Here is a 16,873-nt window from a genome sequence, read left to right on the forward strand (position 1 = left end):
CCCCGTGTCAACTTCACCCCGCACTCCATCGCACCGGGAGGACCGCAGCCCGGCGTCGGCCCAGCGCGTCCTCAGCGGTCGCTATGAGCTGGGTGAGCTGATCGGCCGCGGCGGCATGGCTGATGTGTTCCGCGGCCTCGATACCCGGCTGGGCCGGACGGTTGCCATCAAGCTGCTCCGTCCGGACCTGGCTCGGGACCCGCAGTTCCAGGCCCGGTTCAAGCGGGAGGCCCAGGCCGTCGCGGCACTGAACCATCCCTCCATCGTTGCGGTCTTCGACACCGGGGACCATGCGGTCCCGGGCGGTCCCGAGGACAACGTGCGCGTGCCGTACATCGTGATGGAGTACGTCTCGGGCAAGACCATCCGCGACCTGATCCGGGCCAAGGAAGTCACGATCGACCAAGCGATCGATTTTTCGCTTGGCGTGCTCTCCGCCCTCGAATACAGTCACCAGGCCGGAATCGTGCACCGCGACATCAAGCCCGCAAACGTCATGTTCTGTCCCGATTCCAACAGCGTGAAGGTGATGGATTTCGGGATAGCCCGTGCCATGGCCGACTCCTCGGCGACGATGACGCAGACCCAGGCTGTGGTGGGGACGGCCCAGTATCTTTCCCCCGAGCAGGCCCGGGGTGAAACAGTCGACGCGCGCAGCGACCTCTACTCTGCCGGCTGCCTGCTCTACGAGATGCTGACCGGACGTCCGCCTTTCGTCGGCGACAGCCCGGTCTCCGTCGCCTATCAGCACGTACGGGAAATTCCGGAACCGGCCAGCCGCCTGAACCCGGACGTGTCCGCAGCGCTGGACAGCGTGCTGGCCAAGGCGCTGCAAAAAAACCGGGCGGACCGGTTCCAGGACGCTGCTTCTTTCCGGCGGGCGCTCCGGGCAGCCCGCAGCGGCGTCGCTGTGGCGCTCCTGCCGGCCAGCGAGGCACCGACCGATCCGAACAACACGGTTGCCGGCACCGGCCAGGTGGCGCCCACGGCGGCCTTGGCGCTGACCGGGGCCAAGTTCCTCGATGACGCCCCGTCCGGACGTATCCCGACGCCGTTCTCGGTACCTGACGACGAGGCTTCCGCCGCCCAATCCGGCCCGGCCCCGCACAGCGCACCGGACACCGATGGCCTCGAACTGAGCCTTCCGGCCGAACGCGAACCCACCCCCCGGCAAAAGTCCCGCCGCCGGATGTGGATTGCCACGCTGGTGATCTTCACCCTGCTGGTCCTCTCCGGTGGCGGCCTGTGGCTCTACAACATGGTCAACCAAAAGCCTGCACCGGTAGCCAAGGTGGACGTCCCCCCGGTCACCTCGCTGACCGAATCCGAGGCGCTGCAAAGGCTCTACAACGCCGGCCTGAAACCGGAACTGAAGCGCATCCAGCACGAGAAGATCCCCAAGGGCATCGCCGTCGGCACCGAGCCGACCGCCGGGAGCTCGCTGGAAAGCAATTCGGAGATCACCCTTAACATCTCCGAAGGTCCCAGCGTGATCACGATCCCGAAGGACCTGCCCGGCCGGACCGAGGCGGACGCCCGGGACGAACTGCGCCGGACCGGTCTGACCGGCGCCCCAACAACCACCCTGAACAACAGCCCCAATGTGCCGGCTGGAATCGTCATCACCACCAACCCGGCGCCTGCCCAGACTGTAGCCGTGGACAGCACCGTGGAGATCATCGTGTCGACCGGCAAGGTGGCGGTCCCGCAGCTTATCGGCCTGCCGAAGGCCGAGGCGCAGGCTGCACTGAAGAAGGTCGGCCTCCTGGCCATCATCAAGGAAGTCGAAAACACGCAGGTCCAGCCGGGCAAGGTGACGGCGCAAAGCGATGCGGCTCAGGCCGCCGTCGAACAGGGCAAGGCGATCACCGTCACCGTGGCCAAAGCGCCGCCGCCCCCGCCGACGCCTACGCCCACACCGACGCCTTCGCCGACCCAGACGGATGTCACGGAAGGCGTCGGCAAGCTGCTGGACCCCGGCGCCTAGCAGCGCACCGGGTTAGTGCTGAATTAGCGGGCTCAGTGCCGCTGCCCGCGCCGCCGCTCCTGCCATGCCGAGTGATTCGAGCCAGTTCCCCAGCATCAGATAACCACCTTCGGTGAGGACCGACTCGGGGTGGAACTGGACGCCGCACAGCGGCGCAGTGCGGTGCTGCAGTCCCATCACGACGCCGGTGCCCGTCTCAGCGGTGATTTCCAGGACCTCCGGGATGCTTTCGCGCACTGCCGCGAGTGAGTGGTAGCGCGTCGCCGTAAAGGGCGACGGCAGGCCGCCGAAGACGCTGGTCCCGTGGTGTTCGACGAGCGAGGTCTTGCCGTGCATCAGTTCCGGGGCGTGAGTGACGGTTCCGCCATATGCCTCAGCCAGCGCCTGGTGCCCGAGGCAGACGCCCAACATGGGCTTATCGTGGCTGCCGCACCATTTGATCAGCTCGATGCAGACTCCGGCATCCGCCGGTGCACCGGGACCGGGGGAGATCAGGACGCCGTCGCGGGCCTCCGCCATTTCGATCGCCTCGGCAAGCGTCACGTCGTCGTTGCGGACCACCGTGGTCTCCGCGCCGAGCTCCTGGAGGTAGCCGACCAGGGTATAGACAAAGCTGTCGTAGTTGTCTACGACCAGGATCTTGGTTGTGCTCATGGGTGCCTTGCTAAACCAATCGTCGAATCAGTGAACGGGCCAAATTGCGCCATCCAGGGAAATAGGAACTGAACCATCAATACCAGCACGCCGCCCAGCAATACCAGCGACGTGACAATCCGCAGCCACAGAGGTCCGGGGAGCTTGCGGAAAATCCATCCGTACATCGGTCTAGCCCTCCCCGAGGGTGTGGGCCACCTGGGCGGCTATTTCAGCCGGGGGCCCGGCGGAAGCGGGCTGCCAGCGCTCGAGCACGGAATAGGCGATGATCCGCTCCTGTGAACCGAAACGCGGGTTGCAGCTTGTCATAGTGAGGTAGCTTTCCGTCGGGGTTGCGGCGGACTGGCCCGGCACGGGCAGGAGGACCTCCGTGGCGGTGGGCAGCACGATCTCGCTGTTACGGAAGCGGTAGACGTAGTATCCGTCGCGGGTCTGCACGTAGATCCTGTCGCCCGGAACCAGGGTGTCGATGTTGTCGAGGACAGCGCCATGGGTTTGCCGGTGCCCGGCCAGGGCGAAGTTTCCCGCCGCACCGGGCATCGCGGTGCCGCCGTAGTGTCCAAGCCCCAGCGAGTCCAGGACCTCGGGCGTGGTTCCCTGAACCACGGGCCGCGTGTAGTCGGCACCGAAGCGTGGGATGTAGACGACGCCGATTGTCGTGCCGGGTGCCGGCTCAGGGGCGACAGCGGCCCTCCCGGGGCTTGAAGCAGCCGGGCCGGGGTTGGTTCCGGAGTTCGGCCCGCTGGAGCCGGGGGCGGCGGGACCGGCTTGGTCCCGCGCGAAGACCTTGACGACCTCGCGTTGCCGGGCGTCGGCGTCGAGGTTCGTCCACCACAGCTGCCACGCCACAAACAGGAGGAGGATTACGCCCGCGGTCAGGAGCAACTCGCCGCCAAACTGGAGGGCAAGGGACAAAGTCCCCCGTGGAGCTTTGTCCGCGCCACGTGCAGGCGCGGCCAGGGATTCGGCCTTCTCCTGCAGCACCGTGGGCTCTCCTTAGGACATCGGCAGCGGGCGGGGTGTGGCCTGAACTACAGCTAGAATTGGCTGCGATTAGGATTTCAAACTTCACCAAGGGCGCGTTGACCGCCGGCTGTTCCGTTTCCTGCAGGATATCAAGCCGAGGCGCCGCACCCGATCCAGCCCCGTCAAGGAGGACCCGTGCCCGAGTCGAAGCCGCGAAAGAGGACTGCCAGCGTCGCACAGCAGACTTCTGCGACGCAGGCCTACAAGCCCAACCCCGTCTGGTTCAAGCCGGTGATGTTCGGCCTGATGATCATCGGACTGCTGTGGATCATCACCTTCTACATCAGCGAAGGCACCCTCCCGGTCCGGGACTGGGGATCGTGGAACATCGTCGCTGGATTCGGCATCGCCATCGCGGGCTTCCTGATGACCACGCGCTGGCGTTCCTAGGCGCCATTTCCATTGAGCAGCAGGCCGGCACACCCAGTGTGCCGGCCTGCTGCGTTAAGCGCCCACTGCTTCCTGGGCGGGCGATAATGCTGGAAGCCAACTCTTCAGCAAAGGAATCCAGATGACCCCCGACGTCAGCGGCTGCATCATCGGCGACGATGGTTTGGCCAGGCCGGCCTGGGCAGCCACAAACCCGCTCCTGCGCGACTACTACGACACGGAGTGGGGGCTGCCGGTCCGTGACGAACAGGGCCTCTACGAACGGATCAGCCTCGAGGCGTTCCAGGCCGGCCTGTCCTGGGCGACGATCCTGCGCAAGCGGGACGCCTTCCGCGCGGCGTTCGCCGACTTCCACCCCGACACGGTGGCCGCGTTTACCGAGGACGACGTCGAGCGCCTGCTGAAGGATGCGGGCATTGTCCGCAACCGACTGAAGATCCGCGCAGCGATAACCAACGCCCAGGCCACCGTGAACCTCAGGGACGACGGCGGACTGGTGGACTTCGTGTGGAGCTTCCAGCCCGACAGCACCCCGGAGCCCACCGCATTGGCCGACATCCCCACGAGCTCGCCGGAATCGGTCGCGCTCTCCAAAGCCCTGCGCAAGCGCGGCTTCGCCTTCGTCGGCCCCACGACGATGTACGCACTCATGGAGGCCATCGGGATGGTGGACACCCATCTGCTCGACAGCCACCGGCGCGGCACCTCGGGTGTCTGGCTCGGCTAGCGAAGCCCCCGCATCCACAGCTGTGCACAACAATCAATAAGTTATCCACAGGCTGTTGATTGACCGTGCGGAGAACCACGTCCGGGAACCGGCACGATTGGCTGGCCCGCCCACTCAAATCAGGGGACCAAGGCGCTCCCGCCGGCTGAATTACAGGGCTGTGAGTTATTAACAGTGTGGATTCTCTGTGGATAACTGCCGTGGTTCCCAATCTGGGTGCACTCCGCGGGGTGCGCAGCCGTTGGCTCGGCCATTCGGCGGGCCGGGCCTGGGTCTTGCGACCCTGCGGATGGCTTGGGCGGTGAAGGGATATGCCCGGGGCCGGGCCCTGGGCACTTGTCCACTTAATAACAATCCGCTACCCACAACTTATCCACAGGTGGGGATAAGTCAGCACCCTTCAGCTCCCTCTGGCGTCGTGAGAGCCCGCAGCGGCGCGTTCCCGGTGACGAAACTCAGAGCATCAAGTTATTAACACTGTGAAAAACCCTGTGCATAACCGGATATAAATCAGATAAATGCGCAACCCCGCCTCCGTACTCCTGGCTGAGCCAGGGTGTGCAGCCAATGGCGCGGCCGGCCCGGACAGCAACTTCCGGCGCCGGCGGCTGACGCGGGAAAACAGGACCGTGCGGTGGCGACAGCGCCGTCTCTGAACCGTCGGTGGGGAGCGGATTCATCGTTCCGGGGGAAGCCCGCCACCGAATGCGAAGTTGTCCACTTAACCACAAGCGATCCCCAGTGAGTTATCCACAGGTGTGGAGACTTGTGGGGGCCCTGTGCCGAATTTGCCAGCTGGGGCTGTCAGCTCCGGCACGCCCAGCTGAACTACAGGCTTGTAAGTTACCAACAGTGTGGATAACCCCTGTGGAAAAGTTGCCGGATCGGCCCAGGCGGAGCGAGGGGCGAGGGGTGCTGTGGTTGCGAAAGAGCGCTGCGGATCCGGGAGCAGGGCATCCCGGATCCGGGCAGCATCGGTCCAAGGCCGTAGCGGGGAGTGGGCAGGCCGCAGCGGGGGCGGGCAGGAGCAGGGGCGGGCCGGGGAGCGGGCAGGCCGCAGCGGGGGCGGGCCGGAAGTGGGCGGGCCCTGAAGCGGGCGGGCCGAGAGCGCGCAGAGCGGGGCGGTGAGCCTAGGCAGGCACGGAGGTTGCCGCGGCGTGCAGGGCGGTGGCCGCTATCAGCAGGCACAGCACCACGGCAAGGCCGGCTGCCTGCGTGAGGCCCTGGCGACGGCCCCGCGGCACGTACGCGATCACCGCCGCGCACAGCGCTCCGGTGACCAGGCCGCCGAGGTGCGCCTGCCAGGCGATTTGGGGGATCACAAAGCCAATGACGCCGTTGATGGCGATCAGGACCCAGAGTTGGCGGGTGTCGCCGCCCCGGTGGCGCTGGACCACCAGCATGGCGCCGAAGAGGCCGAAGATGGCGCCGGAAGCTCCCACCACACCGGTGACTTCCTGGCCCGGTGCATAGGCCGGGGTCAAAAGCAGGTAGCCGACCGATCCGCCGATGGCGGACAGCAGGTAGAGGGCCAGGAAGCGGACACGACCCAGAAGGGGTTCCAGCGCCTGGCCGAACATCCACAGCATGTACATGTTGAGCACGATGTGGAGGATAAAGCCTTGGGAATGGAGGAAGGCGGAGGTCAGCATCCGCCAGGGCTCGAATGCCCCGTACGCGGGGTTGGCGTAGGGCGTGGCGAAGGCGAAGTCCTGGTAGACCCCGTCGTTGGGGACTATCCACTGCAGCACATACACCAGTACGCAGGCCGCGATGATGGCGAGGGTGGCCAGGGGCCTGCCCAGCGCGGCGGCACCGCCGTAGACCGAGCGGGACGTCGGCGTCGTACGTTTGGTTTCGTTGACACAGTCAACGCACTGGAATCCGACGGCGGCCGCCCGCTGGCAGTCGGGGCACGCAGGGCGCCCGCACCGCTGGCACCGCACGTAGGCAGGCCGGTCCGGGTGCCGGGGGCACACCGGGATCTGCGCGGACGGCTCCGCCGCCGGAATTCCGTAGCTCATGGCTTGGGTTAGAGCTGTTCTACGTCAATGCTGTTGATGACGACGTCTTCGACGGGGCGGTCGCCCATGCCGGTGCGGACACCTTCAATGGCGTCGACAACCTTCTTGGATTCCTCGTCCGCCACCTCGCCGAAGATGCTGTGCTTGCCCTGAAGCCAGCCGGTCGGGATGGTGGTGATGAAGAACTGGGATCCGTTGGTGCCCCGGCCCATCTGGATGCCCGCGTTGGCCATGGCCAGCTTGTAGGGTTCGTTGAAGGTCAGCTCCGGGTGGATTTCGTCGTCGAACTTGTAGCCCGGTCCCCCGATGCCGCGGCCCAGCGGGTCGCCAGCCTGGATCATGAAGTCCTTGATGATGCGGTGGAAGATCGTGCCGTTGTAGAGCGGCGTACCGGTCTTGTCCTCACCGGTTTCCGGGTGCGTCCAGGCCTTCTCACCGGTGGCCAGGCCAACGAAGTTGTCGACCGTCTTGGGTGCGTGGTTGCCGAAGAGATTGACGACGATGTCGCCGAGGCTCGTGTGGATAGTGGCTTTTGCAGTTGCGTTGGCAGTCATGGCCCTATTCTTCCACGGCGGGCCCTCGCGCACGGGGCCGCATTGTCAGTTCCGCGCTGGGTGAAATCGGGCCGAAATCGCCCCTGAGAATAGCCGGTGGAGTCCGGGACACGTAGGCTAACTGCAGAACCGTCACATTAATCGGGAGGTAGTTGTGAAGAAAACGGATCGTATTGCCCGTGAGCTGGAGCAGTCAGTCAGCACCGCAGTGGAAAACGCCAAGGACTGGGCAGGCCCGCGTGTTGAAGCAGCAGTTGACTGGGCTGTTCCCCGTCTGCAGCAGAGCCTGGATACCGCTTCTCCCAAGATCCAGGAGGGCTTGAAGTCAGCGGCCCACAACCTGGCCGACGGCGTAGCTACCGTGACCCCCCGGATCCAGGACGGACTGGCACAGCTGGCCCCGAAGATCCACGATGCCGTTGAAAGCGCCACCCCCCGGCTGCACGATGCCCTGGACAAGGCCACGCCGGTGATCGCCAACGCCCGCGACCGCGTCGTGGTCGAATACCTGCCCCGTCTTTCGGACCAGATCGGCCACGCCTCCGACGCCGTGCACCGCACCCTGGAAGGTGCCCCGGCCCACGTGGACGCTGTGGCTCAGCGGCTGGTTGATTCCGGCGTCGTCCACAACATCCAGGAGCAGGCGCAAACCGCTGGCCAGCAGATCAAGGCCGCTGCTGCCGAAGCTACGCGTGCCGTCACCGGCGAGATCGCGAAGCCGCAAAAGCCCAAGCACCGCGGCTTCCTCATCTTCGGCGTCATCGCAGCGGCCGTGGCCGCGGGCGTCGCCGCTTGGAAGGCCTCCAAGCCGATCGAGGACCCCTGGAAGACTCCCGCTCCGGTCATGCCCGCGACGCCGGCTCCGGTGCCGGCGTCGACGGTCACCGACGTGAAGGAAGACGTCAAGAAGAGCGTCAGCGAAACGGCCGAAGATGCCGCCGACGCAACCGTTGCCGCAGCAGACAAGGCGGCCGAAGCGTCCGCTGACGCTGCCGACGCCGTTGCTGCCCAGTCCGGCGATTCCTCGGCAAAGGTTGCGACCGACGCCAAGACCGCCGTACGGAACATCGCCGCAAGCCTGAACGGCGACGATAAGACCAAGTAGCCCGCCGTCTGCCGGTGACACAAACCGGCAGCCCAAGGCCCGCTCCTTAAGGAGGGATTCCGCCGCTGGCGGGGTCCCTCCTTTTGGTTTTCTTTCGCCGAGCGAGTCGCCCGGCTAAGGGCCGCATAAACGGCGCAGGTGCTAAATTTGGGGGGATGTCACCCGTTGAGCCCTCCGTGGATGCCCCACACGATGCTGAGCCGCCCCCGGCCGTCTCCATCGTCATTCCGGCGTACAACGAGGAAAGCGTCATCCGACAGTGCCTCATTGCCGCCATCTACCAGTCCGTGCCGGCCCACGAGATCATCGTGGTGGACAACATGTCCAAGGACCGCACCGCTGAGATAGTCCGCCAGATGCGGCAGGAGTACCCGGAGAGCCCGATCATCCTGATCAGCCAGGATAGGGACCAGGGACTCATCCCCACCCGGAATTTCGGCCTCGACCATGCCAGCGGCGATATCCTGGGCCGGATCGACGCCGACTCGGTGCTGGAACCGGACTGGGTCGAACAAGTCCAGCGGGCCTTCGCAGACCCGTCCGTGCACGCCGCCACCGGCCCCGTCGTCTACTACGACATGCCGATGCGCCGCTTCGGCCTCAAAGCCGACGACAAGATGCGCCAGCTGATGCTCAAGCTGGCCAAGCACCAGTACCACTTCCTTTTCGGCTCGAATATGGCGCTCCGCCGTTCCGCGTGGGAGACCATTCGGCTGGAGACCTGCCGGGACGAGAAGGATGAGATGCATGAGGACATAGACCTCTCCCTCCACCTCGCCGACCACGACCTGCGGATCCAGTACTGGCCGCAGATGGTGTCCGGGATGTCCGCGCGCCGGCTTGAGGACTCACCCCGCGACTACCGCTACTACGTCACGCGCTTCGACCGCACCTACAAGGCGCACAACGTCAAGAAGATGGCCCTCAAGGCGCCTATGGTGGTGTTCTTTTCGGTGTATTTCCCGGCCAAGCTGCTACGCGCCATCCACACCGTGAACACCGCCCAGCCGGCCCGTCGCGGCGGTCAGTAGACCCGGCAGGCACGGACCCGACCGCCGACGTTAGTCGGTCCCCAACTCCGCGAGCCGGGCCGCGCTGCGCCGTACGGCGCGGGAGCGGCGCTGGCCCATCACCACGACGGCGAGGCCCACAAGGATCATCCCCAGGCTGGCGTAGGTTCCCGCCGGCAGTGTCTCGCCCAGGAACGCCGCCGCCAACAGCGCCGCGCCCGGGATTTCCAGCAGGATGATCATCGAAACCAGCAGCGGGCTCATCGTCGCCAACAGGTGGTTGAAGGCCGTGTGTCCCACCAGCTGCGCACAGACCGTAATGGCCAGGATGCCCAGCCAGCCGGTCGCGTCGAAGCCTGCCAGCGGCTGACGGGTGGCCAGCGCCAGCACCGCAACCAGAGCGGCACACATCCCGTAGCAGAGCGTCGTGTAGACGCCGGTACCCATGGTCTGGCGGGCCTTGCCGCCGGCCAGGGTGTAGATACCCGCCAGCACGCCTCCGGCAACCGCTAGGAGGTCCCCAACCAGGGCCTGCGGCGAACTGCCCATGTCGAAGCCGGTGATGGCCACGACGCCGCCGAAGGCGAGGCCGAGGCCGGCGAGGACCTGCCAGCGGTGCCGGACCCCGCGGAAGAGCTGGAAAACGGCGATCCAGCCCGACTGCAGGCAAACGAGGGCAGTCGCGGCCGCAACCGAGGTCAACTGCAGCGAGGTGATGAAGCAGGCGAAGTGCAGTGCCAGGGCCACCGCCGCCGCCAGCGACCAGCGGAACTCGCTGCCGGTGACCCGGCCGAACTGGCGGGGCTGGCGAACCAGCACGGGGCCGGCCATCACGGCCGCACCGATCGCGTTGCGCCAGAAGGCAATGGCGAGGGCGCTGACAGACGTGGCGCCCAGGGTGGCGGCAATCAAGGGGCCGGAGGAGGCGACACCCAGCACGCCAAGGGCGGCGAGGAAGAAGTTCACGCTCCCACAGTAGTGTGCCGGCGCCGGCCTCCCGGTTACCTGGTCGACCGTTACGGGGATCCGGGACTTAACGCAAAAGGTCCCGGCCAGCGTTTCCGCTAGCCGGGACCTTTCCCTATGGTGGAGGCACGGGGACTCGAACCCCGAACCCCCTGCTTGCAAAGCAGGTGCGCTACCAATTGCGCCATGCCCCCATAAGAAGCAACCCGTCAATCATACCCCAGTGCCGGGGAGCCGTTGCCAGCTCCTGCCGGGGTTCCGGGCTAATCAACCGTGTCGGTCGAATCGCTCCAGACTGCCTTCCGGGCCTCAGATTCCTGCACCTTCCTGTAGAGCAGGACGCCTGCGATCGTGGCTGCAACAACCAGCAACTTCTTCACACGCACCCCGTTCCGGTCCACATTTAGGTGGACCTTTACAGGAACCAGTACAGGTTCCGTGGGCGTACCAGGACTTGAACCTGGGACCTCTTCGTTATCAGCGAAGCGCTCTAACCGCCTGAGCTATACGCCCCGATGCCTCATCGGGCCGAGATATGACTTTACAGCACATCCCGGCCCGATCTCAAATCGAGGCATTTCCCCGGAGAATATCCGGGAAAAGTACGGGTTTTAGTCGTCCGTGAGGGTGACGCCGATGCCGCCGACGAGGGTGGCAGCGATGTTGTACAGCACCGCCGAGAGCATCGACAAGGCCGTCAGCAGCACGACGTTGATCACCGCGATAATCACCGCGAAGGACGCCACCTGGCCGAGGGAAGCGACCTTCTTCAGCTCAAAGCCGCCGCTTTCAGTGCCTGCGAGCGTTCCGAGGAGCCCGTCCACCTGGTCAAAGATGCCGGTGAGGTCCAGAACGGTCCAGAGAACAATCGCGGCGACGACGGTCACGATACCGAGCGCAACGGAGAGCAGGAATGCCATCTTGAGCACGGACCAGGGGTCGACCTTGCTGATCAGCAGGCGTGCGCGGCGAACCTTGGCCTTCGGAGCCGGCTTGACCAGTCCGGGTGCGCCCTGGGCGGGGCGCTGGCCCGAGGTCTCCGGCCGCTGGCCGGCGACGGGGCGCTGGCCCGGAACGGTCGGACGCTGGCCGGGGGCGGCGGGGCGCTGGCCGGAGCCTGCGGCAGCCGGGCGCTGCTGCGGGCGTGACGGGGCGTTCACCCGCGGGGCGGCGGTTGGCTGCCGCGTCCCGCCGGGGCCGCTGCTCGACTTGGGATATGAGTCGGAATTACTCACGCGTTACCTCCGGTATTGTCTTCGTCCAGTTCGGCATGGCCTGATGACTCATCTGACTCCGGGGCCGGTACTGATTCTGTCTCTGCGGACCCCTCGCGCGGTCCGGTATCTCCAGCCAACGTTACGTCATCCTGCTCCGTAGCCCGACTTTCATCCTCGGTTTCGGAGGCTGTTTCGTCGGTCTCGAGGCCGCGTTCGCTGTTCCGGGCGACGGCAATGATGCGGTCGTTCTTGTCCGGCTTGGCGAAGATTACGCCCATGGTGTCGCGGCCCTTTGCGGGGACGCCGGACACCGAGGAACGCACCACCTTGCCGCCTTCCATGACCACCAGGACTTCGTCTTCCTCGTTGACGATGAGGGCACCGACAAGGTGACCGCGCTCCTCCTGGTACTTGCCCACCTTGATACCAAGGCCGCCGCGGCCCTGGAGGCGGTATTCCTCCACCGCGGTCCGCTTGGCGAAGCCGCCTTCGGTGACAATGAAGACAAACGATCCGTCCTGCACAACGTCGGCCGCCAGCAGCTCGTCGTCCTCACGGAACTTCATTCCGGTCACGCCCGACGTTGCCCGGCCCATCGGACGAAGGGCCTCGTCCGTTGCCGTGAAGCGGATCGACTGGCCCTTGCGGGAGACCAGCATCAGGTCATCGGTTTCGGACACCAGCTGGGCGGAGACAAGCTCGTCACCGTCGCGCAGGTTGATCGCGATCACGCCGGCGGAGCGGTTGGTGTCGTAGTCCTCCAGCCGGGTTTTCTTGACCAGACCGCGCTTGGTGGCCAGCACCAGGTACGGGGCGTGCTGGTAGTCGCGGAGGTCCAGCACCTGGGCGATGTGCTCATCCGGCTGGAATGCCATCAGGTTTGCCACGTGCTGGCCCTTGGCATCTCGGCCGGCTTCCACGAGCTCGTACGCCTTGGCACGGTAGACCCGGCCCAGGTTGGTGAAGAACAGCAGCCAGTGGTGCGTCGTGGTGACGAAGAAGTGCTCGACGACGTCGTCGCCGCGCAGTTGCGCGCCCTTGATGCCCTTGCCGCCGCGCTGCTGGGAGCGGTAGTTGTCGCTGCGGGTGCGCTTGACGTAGCCGCCGCGGGTGATGGTGACGACCATTTCCTCTTCGGGAATCAGGTCCTCGATGGACATGTCGCCGTCGTAGCCCAGCAGGACCTTGGTGCGGCGGTGATCGCCGTGCTTGGCAACAATCTCGGCGAGTTCGGTGCTGATGATCTCGCGCTGGCGTTCCTCGGAGGCCAGGATCGAGTTGTACTCGGCGATCAGGGATTCGAGTTCGGCGTGCTTGTCCTGGATCTTCTGGCGTTCCAGGGCGGCGAGACGTCGCAGCTGCATGTCCAGGATGGCCCGGGCCTGCACGTCGTCGATCTCCAGCAGCTCCATCAGCCCGTCGCGGGCTTCTTCGGTGGTGCTGGAGGCACGGATCAGGGCGATGACTTCGTCGAGTGCATCCAGCGCCTTGAGGAGGGCCCGCAGGATGTGTGCCTCTTCCTCCGCCTTCCGCAACCGGTACCGGGTGCGCCGGGCAATGACGTCCATCTGGTGCGTCACCCAGTGCCGAATGAAGGCATCGAGGCTGAGCGTGCGCGGCACGCCGTCGACGATTGCCAGCATGTTGGCGGCGAAGTTGTCCTGCAGCTGGGTGTGCTTGTAGAGGTTGTTCAGCACCACCTTGGCCACGGCGTCGCGCTTGAGCACGATGACGAGGCGCTGGCCGGTGCGGCCCGAGGTCTCGTCCCGGAGGTCGGCGATGCCGGAGATCTTGCCGTCCTTGACGAGCTCGGCGATCTTGATCGCCAGGTTGTCCGGGTTCGCCTGGTAGGGCAACTCGGTGACCACGAGGCAGGTGCGGCCCTGGAGTTCCTCGACGTTGACGACGGCGCGCATGGTGATCGAGCCGCGTCCGGTGCGGTAGGCGTCCTCGATGCCCTTGTGGCCCAGGATCGTGGCGCCGGTCGGGAAATCGGGTCCCTTGATGCGCTGGATCAGTTCCTCAAGCAGCTCTTCACGGCTCGCGGTCGGGTTGGCCAGGTACCACTGGACACCGTCGGCGACCTCGCGGAGGTTGTGCGGCGGAATGTTGGTGGCCATACCGACGGCGATGCCGGAGGAGCCGTTCACCAGCAGGTTCGGGAAACGCGCCGGCAGGATGGTCGGTTCCTGGTTCTTGCCGTCGTAGTTGTCCTGGAAGTCGACGGTTTCCTCGTCGATGTCGCGGACCATTTCCATGGCCAGCGGGGCCATCTTGGTTTCGGTGTACCGCGGGGCCGCGGCGCCGTCATTGCCGGGCGAACCAAAGTTGCCCTGGCCCAGCGCGAGCGGGTAGCGCATGGTCCAGTCTTGGATCAGGCGGACCAAGGCGTCGTAGATCGCGGTGTCGCCGTGCGGGTGGTACTGGCCCATGACTTCGCCGACCACGCGGGCGCATTTGTTGAAGGACCGGTCCGGCCGGTAGCCGCCGTCGAACATCGCATACAGCACGCGGCGGTGAACCGGCTTGAGGCCGTCGCGGACGTCCGGCAAGGCGCGTCCCACGATGACGGCCATGGCGTAGTCGAGGTAGGAGCGCTGCATCTCGGTCTGCAGGTCGACCTGCTCGACGCGGTCGGTCAGCACATCGGTATCAAGGACGGTGCCCTCGAGCACGGGTTCCGCGCCGGAAGCGGCCGGGACCTCGGGTGTTTCGTCACTCATAGTCTATATTTTCCGTTTCAGGTATATATCGGTTCTGGAATATGCGGCTGGTTTGGCCGCTAGATGTCCAGGAACCGAACGTCCTTGGCGTTCTGCTGAATGAAGTTTCGGCGGGATTCCACGTCCTCGCCCATCAGGACGGAGAACGTCTGGTCCGCCGCCAGCGCGTCATCCATGGTGACCTGCAGGAGGGTGCGGTGTTCCGGGTCCATGGTGGTGTCCCAGAGTTCCGTGTAGTCCATTTCGCCGAGGCCCTTGTAGCGCTGGATACCGTTGTCCTTGGGGATGCGACGACCGGCCGCCTGGCCGGAAACCAGCTTCGCGTCGCGTTCGCGGTCGCTGTACACGTAGTCGTGCGGGGCGTTGGACCACTTGATCCGGTACAGCGGCGGCTGGGCAAGGTAGACGTAGCCGTTCTCGATCAGCGGGCGCATGTAGCGGAACAGCAGCGTCATCAGCAGGGTGGTGATGTGCTGGCCGTCGACGTCGGCATCGGCCATCAGGACGATCTTGTGGTACCGGAGCTTGGCCAGGTCGAAGTCCTCGCCGATGCCGGTACCGAACGCGGTAATCATGGACTGGACCTCGGCGTTACCCAGGGCCTTGTCGAGCCGGGCGCGCTCGACGTTCAGGATCTTGCCGCGCAGCGGCAGGATGGCCTGGGTCTCGGGGTTGCGTCCGCGCTTGGCCGAACCGCCGGCGGAGTCACCCTCCACGATGTAGACCTCGCACTTCTGCGGATCCTTCGAGGAGCAGTCTGAGAGCTTGCCGGGCATGCCGAACGATTCCAGCGGGCTCTTCCGTCGCGCATTATCGCGGGCCTTGCGGGCGGCCATGCGGGCCTGGGCCGCGGAGATGGCCTTGCGGATGACATCGCGGGCCGGGCCCGGGTTGCGCTCCAGCCAGTCACCGAGGCCGTCAGTCACCACGCGCTGGACGAAGCCCTTGACCTCGGAGTTGCCGAGCTTGGTCTTGGTCTGTCCCTCGAACTGCGGTTCGGAGAGCTTGACCGAGATGACCGCTGTCAGGCCCTCACGGATGTCGTCGCCGGTGAGGTTGTCGTCCTTTTCCTTGATGATGCTCTTCTCGCGCGCGTAGCGGTTGATGAGCGAGGTCATCGCGGCCCGGAAACCCTCTTCGTGGGTGCCGCCCTCGTGGGTGTTGATGGTGTTGGCGTAGGTGTGGACGCTCTCGGAATATGCGTTCGTCCACTGCATCGCCATTTCCAGGGCGATGTGCCGGTCCTTGTCCTCGGTTTCGAAGGCGATGACGTCCTCGTGCACGACGTCGACCTTCTTGCCCGAGTTCAGGTGCTTCACATAGTCCAGCAGGCCGTCGTCGTACTGGTAGACCACGGTGTGGAATTCCGCGGGGACTTCGCCTTCGGTTTCGACGACGTCGAGATTGAGGTCCGCGTCCTCGGACGGTTCCGCGGCGGCCTGGCGCTCGTCGGTGAGCGTGATGCGCAGGCCCTTGTTCAGGAAGGCCATCTGCTGGAAGCGTGCACGCAGGGTCTCAAAGTCGAATTCGGTGGTTTCGAAGATGCTGCCGTCCGGGTAGAACGTCTGGGTGGTGCCGGTTTCCGTGGTTTCTTCACCCTTGACCAGGCTGCCCTGGGGCTTGCCGCCGTCGGCGAAGGACATCCGCCAGACATGGCCCTGCCGGCGGACCTCGGTATCAACGCGGCTGGAGAGCGCATTGACCACCGAGATACCGACGCCGTGCAGGCCGCCGGAGACAGCGTAGCCGCCACCGCCGAACTTTCCGCCGGCGTGCAGGATGGTCATGACAACTTCCACCGTGGGCTTGTGCTCGGTGGGGTGCATGTCCACGGGAATTCCGCGGCCGTTGTCCACGACTTTGACGCCGCCGTCAGCCTGGAGAACGATTTCGATGTGCGTGCAGTAGCCGGCCAGCGCTTCATCGACCGAGTTGTCCACGACTTCATAGACCAGGTGGTGCAGGCCGCGCGGACCAGTGGAACCGATGTACATGCCGGGGCGTTTCCGGACCGCTTCCAGTCCCTCAAGCACAGTGATGTCGCTGGCACCGTACTCGCGGGGCGTCGCCGTCTCGTCGGGGCTGGCCGCCGAAGCACCTCCCGCCGCTGGGTCCGCTGCCGGGAAATCTGTATTGTCGTTAGCCACAGGCGCTTTCGACTCCTCTATGTTCGTTGAAGGCCGGCCGTCGCCGCCTCCGAAGAGGAACGGTTACCGCCAACAGGCACGTCACTGTCGGCGCCGCTGTCTTGACCGCGTGAGCCTATTCCGCGCGCAAAAATTGCGTCGGAAACGGACTCAGTCGACGTTTCACCGGCGCCCAGTTATCTATCACGATTCTACCGTGTTATAGGGCGGATTCCTGCATTCCAAGGGCCTGTTGAGCAGCTAAAGTGCCGCTGAGAGGCCATTGGCTCCGTCTGCACGGCCCCCGGGGTGCTCCCGCTGGGTTCCTATACGCATCCGGGGCGTTGGAGCGCCCTACACGGCG

14 protein-coding genes and 2 tRNA genes are annotated in these 16,873 nt (G+C 65.5%); 5 read left to right on the forward strand and 11 right to left on the reverse strand.

The genetic code is table 11. From position 1 onward, the window contains the following. The first annotated feature begins 4 nt into the window (after nt 1–4). Complete coding sequence (gene pknB, locus AC1DNC_RS04770; RefSeq protein WP_476861401.1) at nt 5–1,987, forward strand: Stk1 family PASTA domain-containing Ser/Thr kinase; 1,983 nt, start codon at nt 5–7, stop codon at nt 1,985–1,987. 12 nt (nt 1,988–1,999) lie between these two features. Here pknB and AC1DNC_RS04775 read toward each other — a convergent pair whose 3' ends face one another. Both AC1DNC_RS04775 and AC1DNC_RS04780 read right to left on the reverse strand, forming a co-directional pair. Next, on the reverse strand, nt 2,000–2,641 hold the full coding sequence (locus tag AC1DNC_RS04775; RefSeq protein WP_476861402.1) for an aminodeoxychorismate/anthranilate synthase component II: 642 nt from the start codon (nt 2,639–2,641) through the stop codon (nt 2,000–2,002). 171 nt (nt 2,642–2,812) lie between these two features. Beyond that, nucleotides 2,813–3,622, reverse strand: a complete 810-nt coding sequence (locus tag AC1DNC_RS04780; protein ID WP_476861593.1) for a class E sortase — start codon at nt 3,620–3,622, stop codon at nt 2,813–2,815. Nucleotides 3,623–3,802: 180 nt separating this feature from the next. Between AC1DNC_RS04780 and AC1DNC_RS04785 the strand changes: the two genes are divergently transcribed. Next, nucleotides 3,803–4,057 (forward strand): cell division protein CrgA, encoded by a 255-nt coding sequence (locus tag AC1DNC_RS04785; RefSeq protein WP_476861403.1) that lies wholly within the window; start codon nt 3,803–3,805, stop codon nt 4,055–4,057. Between the two features lie 121 nt (nt 4,058–4,178). Further along, nucleotides 4,179–4,784, forward strand: coding sequence for a DNA-3-methyladenine glycosylase I (locus AC1DNC_RS04790; RefSeq protein ID WP_476861404.1), 606 nt, complete (start codon nt 4,179–4,181; stop codon nt 4,782–4,784). Between the two features lie 1,130 nt (nt 4,785–5,914). Here the strand turns inward: AC1DNC_RS04790 and AC1DNC_RS04795 are convergent. Both AC1DNC_RS04795 and AC1DNC_RS04800 read right to left on the reverse strand, forming a co-directional pair. Then, nucleotides 5,915–6,808: a rhomboid family intramembrane serine protease gene (locus tag AC1DNC_RS04795; RefSeq protein WP_476861405.1), complete on the reverse strand. Its 894-nt coding sequence runs from the start codon at nt 6,806–6,808 to the stop codon at nt 5,915–5,917. Between the two features lie 8 nt (nt 6,809–6,816). Beyond that, on the reverse strand, nt 6,817–7,362 hold the full coding sequence (locus AC1DNC_RS04800; protein ID WP_476861406.1) for a peptidylprolyl isomerase: 546 nt from the start codon (nt 7,360–7,362) through the stop codon (nt 6,817–6,819). A 154-nt stretch (nt 7,363–7,516) separates the two neighbouring features. Here AC1DNC_RS04800 and AC1DNC_RS04805 point away from each other — a divergent pair, with 154 nt between their 5' ends. Together AC1DNC_RS04805 and AC1DNC_RS04810 are read left to right on the forward strand one after the other, a co-directional pair. After that, complete coding sequence (locus tag AC1DNC_RS04805) at nt 7,517–8,467, forward strand: hypothetical protein (RefSeq protein ID WP_476861407.1); 951 nt, start codon at nt 7,517–7,519, stop codon at nt 8,465–8,467. A 155-nt stretch (nt 8,468–8,622) separates the two neighbouring features. Beyond that, entirely contained in the window at nt 8,623–9,498 is an 876-nt protein-coding gene (locus AC1DNC_RS04810; protein WP_476861408.1) for a glycosyltransferase family 2 protein, read from the forward strand. A gap of 30 nt (nt 9,499–9,528) precedes the next feature. Here the strand turns inward: AC1DNC_RS04810 and AC1DNC_RS04815 are convergent, their stop codons facing one another. The 7 genes from AC1DNC_RS04815 to gyrB form a co-directional block, all read right to left on the reverse strand. Beyond that, nucleotides 9,529–10,443, reverse strand: coding sequence for a DMT family transporter (locus AC1DNC_RS04815; protein WP_476861409.1), 915 nt, complete (start codon nt 10,441–10,443; stop codon nt 9,529–9,531). 118 nt (nt 10,444–10,561) lie between these two features. Beyond that, a tRNA-Ala gene (locus AC1DNC_RS04820) sits at nt 10,562–10,637 on the reverse strand. 69 nt (nt 10,638–10,706) lie between these two features. Continuing rightward, the gene (locus AC1DNC_RS04825) at nt 10,707–10,844 is read right to left on the reverse strand and encodes a DLW-39 family protein (protein ID WP_476861410.1); all 138 of its coding nucleotides are present in this window, start codon (nt 10,842–10,844) and stop codon (nt 10,707–10,709) included. 38 nt (nt 10,845–10,882) lie between these two features. Next, nucleotides 10,883–10,956 (reverse strand) — tRNA-Ile (locus AC1DNC_RS04830). A 98-nt stretch (nt 10,957–11,054) separates the two neighbouring features. Then, on the reverse strand, nt 11,055–11,678 hold the full coding sequence (locus AC1DNC_RS04835) for a DUF3566 domain-containing protein (protein WP_476861411.1): 624 nt from the start codon (nt 11,676–11,678) through the stop codon (nt 11,055–11,057). After that, nucleotides 11,675–14,383 carry a DNA gyrase subunit A gene (gene gyrA / locus AC1DNC_RS04840; RefSeq protein ID WP_476861412.1) on the reverse strand — a complete coding sequence of 903 codons (2,709 nt, stop codon included), beginning with the start codon at nt 14,381–14,383 and terminating at the stop codon, nt 11,675–11,677. Before gyrA ends, AC1DNC_RS04835 begins: the two co-directional genes overlap by 4 nt. Before the next feature lie 59 nt (nt 14,384–14,442). Then, on the reverse strand, nt 14,443–16,530 hold the full coding sequence (gene gyrB / locus AC1DNC_RS04845; RefSeq protein ID WP_476861413.1) for a DNA topoisomerase (ATP-hydrolyzing) subunit B: 2,088 nt from the start codon (nt 16,528–16,530) through the stop codon (nt 14,443–14,445). Nucleotides 16,531–16,873: the final 343 nt, after the last annotated feature.

It is taken from the genome of Arthrobacter sp. 01N442, assembly GCF_056399345.1.

Coding starts and splice junctions, on each gene's coding strand:
- AC1DNC_RS04795 (WP_476861405.1), bottom strand. CDS start 6,808: ATGAGCTACGGAATTCCGGCGGCGGAGCCGTCCGCGCAGATCCCGGTG.
- AC1DNC_RS04775 (WP_476861402.1), bottom strand. CDS start 2,641: ATGAGCACAACCAAGATCCTGGTCGTAGACAACTACGACAGCTTTGTC.
- gyrA (WP_476861412.1), bottom strand. CDS start 14,383: ATGAGTGACGAAACACCCGAGGTCCCGGCCGCTTCCGGCGCGGAACCC.
- AC1DNC_RS04790 (WP_476861404.1), top strand. CDS start 4,179: ATGACCCCCGACGTCAGCGGCTGCATCATCGGCGACGATGGTTTGGCC.
- AC1DNC_RS04810 (WP_476861408.1), top strand. CDS start 8,623: ATGTCACCCGTTGAGCCCTCCGTGGATGCCCCACACGATGCTGAGCCG.
- AC1DNC_RS04800 (WP_476861406.1), bottom strand. CDS start 7,362: ATGACTGCCAACGCAACTGCAAAAGCCACTATCCACACGAGCCTCGGC.